We start from the raw sequence: 6,673 nt of genomic DNA on the forward strand, positions 1-6,673 counted from the left end.
CGATTCCCCTGACGGCGATGAACCGCTTCCTGCGGGAGCGCTATGGCTCAAAAATTGCTTTCTTGGATGGGGCACCCCCAGAACGGCTGTGTCAGCCCATTGTGGATTACGTGACAGCGCGGGGGGGTGAAGTCCATACCAATGTTGCCCTGCGGGAAATTGTTCTCAAGGAGGACCTTTCAGTGCAGAGTTTTGTGATGGCCGATCGCGAGGGACAACAGCGCTTTGAAGTGACTGCCGATGCCTACGTGTCGGCAATGTCTGTGGATGCGATTAAACTGTTGCTGCCGAAGCCGTGGCAAGACCTGCCTTTCTTCCAGAAGCTGAATGGCCTCGAAGGCGTCCCTGTGATTAACGTCCAAATCTGGTTTGATCGCAAATTGCCTACGGTGGATCACCTGCTCTTCTCGCGATCGCCTCTGCTGAGTGTTTATGCCGATATGAGCGAAACCTGCAAGGGCTATGCCGATCCCGCCAAGTCAATGCTAGAGCTGGTATTGGCGCCTGCCGCGGAGTGGATTGGTCGTAGTGATGAGGACATTATTGAGGCAACCCTTGCGGAACTGGCCAAGCTCTTCCCCAATCACCTACCGGAACCTGCTAAAGTGCTGAAAACAGCGGTGGTAAAAACCCCCCGCTCAGTCTATAAAGCCACCCCCGGCCGCCAAGCCTTTCGCCCGGATCAGGCCACGCCCATTCCTAACTTCTTCCTATCGGGGAGCTACACCCTGCAGCCCTACCTAGGGAGTATGGAAGGTGCCGTGCTTTCTGGTAAGCTGACAGCGCAGGCGATCGCGAAGCGGCTTGCAGAGAGCAACGCCCCACAGCCCCCCCAACCCTCTACTCAGACTGTCGCCAATGCTGCAACTGCCTAGAGCCGAGTACGTCCCTCCCCTGATTTCCCTCGACGAAGCCTACGAGTTGTGTCGTCAGGTCACTGCCACCTACGCCAAGACGTTTTACCTCGGCACACTGTTGATGCCCCTGGCCAAGCGCCGGGCCATTTGGGCGATTTACGTTTGGTGTCGACGCACCGATGAACTGGTGGATGGCCCGCAAGCAGCAACGACAACAATTGCCACCCTCGATGAATGGGAAGCCCGCCTTGAAGACATTTTTGCCGGTCGCCCCCACGATGGTATGGACTTGGCCTTGACGGCAACCCTGGAGCACTATCCCCTCGACATCCAACCCTTTCGGGACATGATTGCTGGGCAGCGGATGGACTTGCACCGCAGTCGCTATGAAACCTTTGCTGAGTTGGAACTCTACTGCTATCGCGTGGCTGGTACCGTTGGCTTAATGTCCCTTGGGGTGATGGGGGGAGACCCCTATAGCGATCGCCTCTGTGCCCCTTGGGTGGATCCCTATCGGGCCAAAGGTACCCTCAAGGATCAGGCCATTGCCCTTGGCATTGCCAATCAACTCACTAATATCCTGCGGGATGTGGGCGAAGATATGCGGCGGGGGCGTATCTATCTGCCCCTAGAGGACTTGGCTGCCTTTGACTACACCGAAGAAGACCTACAGCGCGGAGTCATTGACGATCGCTGGCGGGCACTAATGCGCTTTCAAATTCAGCGGGCACGGCAATTTTATCGAGAAGCAGAAGTGGGGGTTGCCTACCTCGAGCGGGATGCCCGTTGGCCCGTGTGGTCAGCGCTGATGCTCTATCGCCAGATTCTTGATGTCATTGAAGCTAACGATTACGATGTCTTTAATCGGCGCGCCTTTGTTTCTGACTGGCGCAAGCTGCTTTCTATTCCCATTTCTTGGTTCAAGGCCAGCTTCTAGGTACCATGGCAGATTTGTACGTAGATTGGGAAGAGTATCATCGTACAATTGAACGGTTGGCGATCGCCATCTATGAATCAGGATGGCAGTTCAATCAAATTCTCTGCCTGGCTAGGGGCGGCCTGCGGGTGGGGGACATTCTCAGCCGCCTCTTTAATCAACCCCTGGCAATTCTGGCAGTGTCCTCCTATGGCGGTGTCAATAATCAAGAGCGGGGTCGCCTTACCTTTGCGCAGGACTTAACGATGACCACCGCTACCCTGGGCAGCCATGTCCTTTTGGTGGATGATTTGGTGGACTCTGGTCTTTCATTGCAAAAAAGCCGGCGCTGGCTGGAGGTTAAATATGGTTTTGCAGTGGAGGAAGTGCGCACCGCTGTCCTCTGGTACAAAGCGGCCTCTTGCATTCGTCCGGACTACTACGTTCATTACCTGCCCGAAAATCCTTGGATCCATCAACCCTTTGAACGCTACGAACACCTGACAGCCGCTGATCTTGCTCAAACGCTAACCTCCTGTCCATGACGCCTACCCTCCCTCCACCTCTGCAATGGCAGCGTCGCCACGTCCTCTCCCTCCAAGACTTTACACTGGCGGAGCTGGATATTGTTTTGCAAACAGCACTGAGCTTTCAGGAAGTCCTGAATCGTCGCACCAAAAAAGTCCCCACCCTCCAAGCGCGGGTTGTGGCCAATCTCTTCTTTGAAAGCTCGACGCGCACTCGCAATAGCTTTGAACTGGCGGCCAAACGTCTTTCTGCCGATATTCTCAACTTTTCTCCTGGCACCTCAGCCCTCAACAAAGGGGAAACCATCCTGGATACCGCTAAGACCCTGTGGGCGATGGGGGCAGAATTCATGGTGATTCGCCATCAGCAGTCGGGCGTACCCCATACGATTGCTGCGGAAATGGATCGCCTGGGCGGCCAAGTGGCGGTTCTCAATGCCGGCGATGGCTTGCACGAGCATCCCTCCCAAGCGCTCCTTGATCTGTTTACCCTCTGCCAACTCTACGATCCGCGTCAGCCCCGCTGTGCCCTGTTGCAGGGAAAAAAAATTGCCATTGTTGGCGATATTCGTCATTCCCGCGTGGCGCGATCGAACCTCTATAGCCTCAAGACCGCTGGGGCCGATGTTCACTTGGCAGGGCCGCCCACCCTTTTGCCGCCAGAATTTGCAGACTATGGGGCAACCCTCCACTGGACGCTGGAACCCGCCCTAACCGATGCCGATATTGTCATGACCCTGCGCCTGCAACAGGAACGCATGGATCAGCACTTAATTCCCAGTTTGCGGGAATACCATCAACACTTTGGCATTACCCATGAGCGGCTGCGCCTGTGCCGACCCGATGTGCGAGTATTGCATCCAGGACCGGTGAATCGCGGTGTGGAATTGAGTTCGGCCTTACTGGATGATCCCCAGTTCAGCTTAGTGAATCAGCAGGTAGCCAGTGGGGTGGCAGTGCGGATGGCATTACTGTATTTGATGGGAACGTACCACGGAGTCAAGCCATGATTAGAGTAACGTTTCTGCCGGATCAGGTGTCTGTGGAAGCGGCAGCGGGTGAAGGTTGGCTGAGCGTGGCAGCACGCGCGGGGGTAGAGATTCCCACGGGTTGTGGCATGGGCAGTTGCGGTGCCTGTACCCTTGAACTGGAGGACGGCGCGGAAATTCGCGCCTGTATCTCCACGATTGCGGGCGATCGCGCCCCCGCCACTTTAGACGACTGCCCCCACATTACGGCTTATGTTTTTCGGGATCCCACCTGGTGAGGCAAGGCAAGCTTCGACAGTGGTCAAGACCAAATGGGAATCTATTCTATGAAGTGAATAGAAAATTCCAATGGCGGTTTTCTGGCGTGTTGCACTTGGGTGCGATGTGTCAAAATGTTTTCTGTGTCAATTTAAGAGTGCCCTACCCTTGCAAACTCCAACGGCGATCGCCCTGGGCAACTTTGACGGTGTCCATCGAGGGCATCAAGAGGTTATCCGTACTCTCCTTGAGGCAGCGCCTGCCGACTGTTGCCCTTCAGTGATTACGTTTTCGCCCCATCCCCAAGCATTTTTTACGGGAGAACAGCGATTGCTGCTGACCCCAGAGGCCGAAAAACGGGCCCTTTTGAACCAGTATGGTATTGAACAGGTGATTGTGCTGCCTTTTACCCAGGCCCTGGCCCAACTCTCGCCTTTAGAGTTTGTTGAGCAGATTTTGGTACAGCAGTTGCAGGCCAAGGTGTTGAGTGTTGGTTTTAATTTTGGCTTTGGCCGGGGGCGATCGGGGACAGCGGAAGATTTGCGCACCCTCTGTGCTGCCTTTGGCATTGCGGTGCATATTGTGCCCCCCTTTTGTTGGGGGAGCGATCGCGTCAGTAGTTCAGCAGTACGAGCCGCCCTGGCCGCGGGAGATGTGGCTTTGGCACGGGAGCTGTTGGGACGCGCCTATACCTTAACAGGCACGGTAACTCAAGGGGAACAGTTGGGCCGCCAGTTGGGATTTCCTACGGCCAATTTAGCCCTCCCTCCCGAAAAATTATTGCCTCGCTACGGTGTCTATGCCTGCCGTGTCAGCGGGGCAGCTCTCCCCAGGGAGCAGGTGGGGGTCGTGAATATCGGCGTGCGACCCACAGTGAGGGGGCAGGAGGTCAGGACGGAAGTGCACCTACTGCACTGGCAGGGAAATCTCTACAACCAAGAGATCACGCTCCACCTGGAGGCATTTATTCGTCCTGAGCTCAGATTTTCCAGTTTGGCTGCCCTACAAGCGCAAATTGCTGCCGATTGCCAAGTAGCGGCTGATCTCTTAGAACGAGTAGTCTCCTATGCGTGAACCCCTACAGCGACTGGTGAATAACCTTGGACAAGTTATGGTGGGCAAAGAAGCGGCCATTGAACTGCTGTTGGTGGGATTGCTGGCGGGGGGACACGTCTTGCTGGAGGATGTACCAGGGGTGGGAAAAACCCTCTTAGCTAAAGCCCTGGCGCGATCGCTGGCGGGCACCTTTCAGCGCATCCAAGCCACCCCCGATCTCCTGCCCACCGACTTATCGGGCACCAATATCTGGAATCCCAAAACAGCGGAGTTTGAGTTTCGCCCAGGTCCTGTGTTCTGCAATATCCTGCTGGCGGATGAAATTAACCGTGCTACGCCGCGGACCCAATCAGCACTTCTAGAGGTCATGGAAGAGTACCAGGTCACCATTGATGGTGTCACCTACCCCCTGCCTCAGCCTTTTTTCGTCATTGCCACCCAAAACCCGGTGGAGTACCAAGGCACATTTCCACTGCCGGAGGCGCAGTTGGATCGTTTTGCCCTCTGTTTTAGTTTGGGCTACCCCACCGAGGAAGAGGAGCTACAAATGCTGCAACGGGTGCAGGGGGGCTTAGATGTCAATCAACTGGAACCGTGCCTGAGCTTGGCGGCGATTCAACAGTTGCGGCAGCAGGTGCTACAGGTGCGGGTAGATTCAGTCTTGCAAAAGTACATTCTTGCCCTTGTGCGGGCGAGCCGCGAAAGTGATTGCATTACCTTGGGGGTCAGTCCTCGCGGTACGGTGATGCTGCAGCGCACCGCTCAGGCCTTGGCTTTCCTGAATGGCCGTGACTATGTCCTCCCCGATGATGTGAAGCAATTGGCTCCCCACGTCTTGGCTCATCGTTTGATTACAGCCGCTGGGCGCTCAGGCCGTGCCTGTGTGGCAGAATTGTTGGAAACGGTAGCGGTTCCCTAGGGAGAGTTGGTGCGACTGTTCTCTATGAACATCTCTGCAATCGCCAACCTGTCATTGTAGTGTTTAAGTCTTTTTAACATTGCGATTGCCCTCGCAACCGTCGAAGGATTTAAGCATTTATGACAACGATATTCATGATACAAGCCCTCCAACGGCAGGGAGAAATTTGGCACAACATCCTCAGCAGTCAAAGCATTACTGTCATTTGGGAAAACCTTGATGCTGACGTTCTTACTTTGCTAGAGGAGATGGAAGCGGCTGGCTTAGCATTGCCCCAATTGCTCCTGTTGGATATGGGGATGACGGTCACCAATCCCTACCGCTTTTGTCAGGTGGCACAGTCTCGTTTTCCGGGGATGCCTGTGGTCATTACAGCGGGTCAGGATCGCCAAATTAGTGCAGTAGAACGGCGCTGGGCCTTGCGTATGGGGGCTGTGGATCTCTTGCCCCGTATCGAAGAGTCGAGTCTCATTGCTACAGCTGTTTCCCATCTAACTCGAGTGTTAGAGATCCTCGATGCCCTACCAATTCAGCAGGATGCCCTAATGCAAAGCCTCAGTTGCTTAACAGCACCGACACCAGTCCCAACCCCGTCAGTACCCGCGCCCCTGCCTCTGGCTGCTCCACCCAATACCCAATATCGCGGCATTCGCACCGTTGCCGACACAGCTCCGGCACCAAAGAGTGAAGATAACGGCCAGCCTCGCCGGCGCTATCGCGGCTCAAGTTACTAAACTCCCCAGGCTGGATTCGAACCAGCGACCAATCGGTTAACAGCCGACCGCTCTACCGCTGAGCTACTGAGGAATATCAGCAATTTTCTAATGTAGCGTAGTTCACCGCTGTTGGCAAGTCTCAACCCGACTGCAGTTTTGGCCAGCGCTGCCGCAGTTCAGTGACCACTCGATCAAGGGCAACGGCATGGGAGGCCTTAAAGAGGAGGCGATCGCCTGCTTGTAACTCGCGCAATAGGTACTCCACCAATTCTTCATGGGAACCAAATTGTTGAGTGGGAATCCGCCCTGCTCCCTGCGCAAGGGCTGCCCCTTCGTCACCTTGATCGAGGATTAAGAGGCCATCGAGGTCTCCTTGTGCACAAGTTGCGCCCACCCGGTCAGAGACAGCCAGCTGTCTCTTATACACTCGTCGCG

General features: G+C 55.3%; 8 protein-coding genes, 1 tRNA gene and 1 pseudogene. 8 read left to right on the forward strand and 2 right to left on the reverse strand.

Annotated elements, in window-relative coordinates:
- The 8 genes from H8Q75_RS09215 to H8Q75_RS09250 form a co-directional block, all read left to right on the forward strand.
- Positions 1-875, forward strand: an 875-nt coding sequence (locus tag H8Q75_RS09215) for an FAD-dependent oxidoreductase (protein ID WP_297041258.1), incomplete at its 5' end; no start/stop codon positions are given.
- Positions 859-1,794, forward strand: coding sequence for a phytoene synthase (locus H8Q75_RS09220; protein WP_024124615.1), 936 nt, complete (start codon positions 859-861; stop codon positions 1,792-1,794). The genes H8Q75_RS09215 and H8Q75_RS09220, both read left to right, overlap by 17 nt.
- Before the next feature lie 5 nt (positions 1,795-1,799).
- Positions 1,800-2,318: a phosphoribosyltransferase gene (locus tag H8Q75_RS09225; RefSeq protein WP_024124614.1), complete on the forward strand. Its 519-nt coding sequence runs from the start codon at positions 1,800-1,802 to the stop codon at positions 2,316-2,318.
- A complete protein-coding gene (locus tag H8Q75_RS09230; protein WP_024124613.1) occupies positions 2,315-3,310 on the forward strand; it encodes an aspartate carbamoyltransferase catalytic subunit in 996 nt (331 codons plus the stop codon). The genes H8Q75_RS09225 and H8Q75_RS09230 overlap by 4 nt, the downstream gene beginning before the upstream one ends.
- Positions 3,307-3,567, forward strand: coding sequence for a 2Fe-2S iron-sulfur cluster-binding protein (locus H8Q75_RS09235; RefSeq protein ID WP_024124612.1), 261 nt, complete (start codon positions 3,307-3,309; stop codon positions 3,565-3,567). The genes H8Q75_RS09230 and H8Q75_RS09235 overlap by 4 nt, the downstream gene beginning before the upstream one ends.
- A 106-nt stretch (positions 3,568-3,673) precedes the next feature.
- Complete coding sequence (locus H8Q75_RS09240; protein ID WP_024124611.1) at positions 3,674-4,621, forward strand: bifunctional riboflavin kinase/FAD synthetase; 948 nt, start codon at positions 3,674-3,676, stop codon at positions 4,619-4,621.
- Complete coding sequence (locus H8Q75_RS09245) at positions 4,614-5,522, forward strand: MoxR family ATPase (protein ID WP_024124610.1); 909 nt, start codon at positions 4,614-4,616, stop codon at positions 5,520-5,522. The genes H8Q75_RS09240 and H8Q75_RS09245 overlap by 8 nt, the downstream gene beginning before the upstream one ends.
- A gap of 119 nt (positions 5,523-5,641) precedes the next feature.
- A complete protein-coding gene (locus tag H8Q75_RS09250; RefSeq protein ID WP_024124609.1) occupies positions 5,642-6,256 on the forward strand; it encodes a hypothetical protein in 615 nt (204 codons plus the stop codon).
- Between the two features lies 1 nt (position 6,257).
- Here H8Q75_RS09250 and H8Q75_RS09255 read toward each other — a convergent pair.
- Positions 6,258-6,329: transfer RNA gene (locus H8Q75_RS09255), tRNA-Asn, on the reverse strand.
- 48 nt (positions 6,330-6,377) lie between these two features.
- A pseudogene (locus H8Q75_RS09260) lies at positions 6,378-6,673 on the reverse strand (UDP-N-acetylmuramoyl-tripeptide--D-alanyl-D-alanine ligase); the annotation flags it as partial.

It is taken from the genome of Thermosynechococcus sp. OHK43 (genome assembly GCF_014466085.1).
GTDB lineage: Bacteria > Cyanobacteriota > Cyanobacteriia > Thermosynechococcales > Thermosynechococcaceae > Thermosynechococcus.

What these genes read in the sequence shown, in the direction of transcription:
- H8Q75_RS09220 (WP_024124615.1), top strand. Translation starts at nt 859, where the DNA reads ATGCTGCAACTGCCTAGAGCCGAGTACGTCCCTCCCCTGATTTCCCTC.
- H8Q75_RS09225 (WP_024124614.1), top strand. Translation starts at nt 1,800, where the DNA reads ATGGCAGATTTGTACGTAGATTGGGAAGAGTATCATCGTACAATTGAA.
- H8Q75_RS09230 (WP_024124613.1), top strand. Translation starts at nt 2,315, where the DNA reads ATGACGCCTACCCTCCCTCCACCTCTGCAATGGCAGCGTCGCCACGTC.
- H8Q75_RS09235 (WP_024124612.1), top strand. Translation starts at nt 3,307, where the DNA reads ATGATTAGAGTAACGTTTCTGCCGGATCAGGTGTCTGTGGAAGCGGCA.
- H8Q75_RS09245 (WP_024124610.1), top strand. Translation starts at nt 4,614, where the DNA reads ATGCGTGAACCCCTACAGCGACTGGTGAATAACCTTGGACAAGTTATG.
- H8Q75_RS09250 (WP_024124609.1), top strand. Translation starts at nt 5,642, where the DNA reads ATGACAACGATATTCATGATACAAGCCCTCCAACGGCAGGGAGAAATT.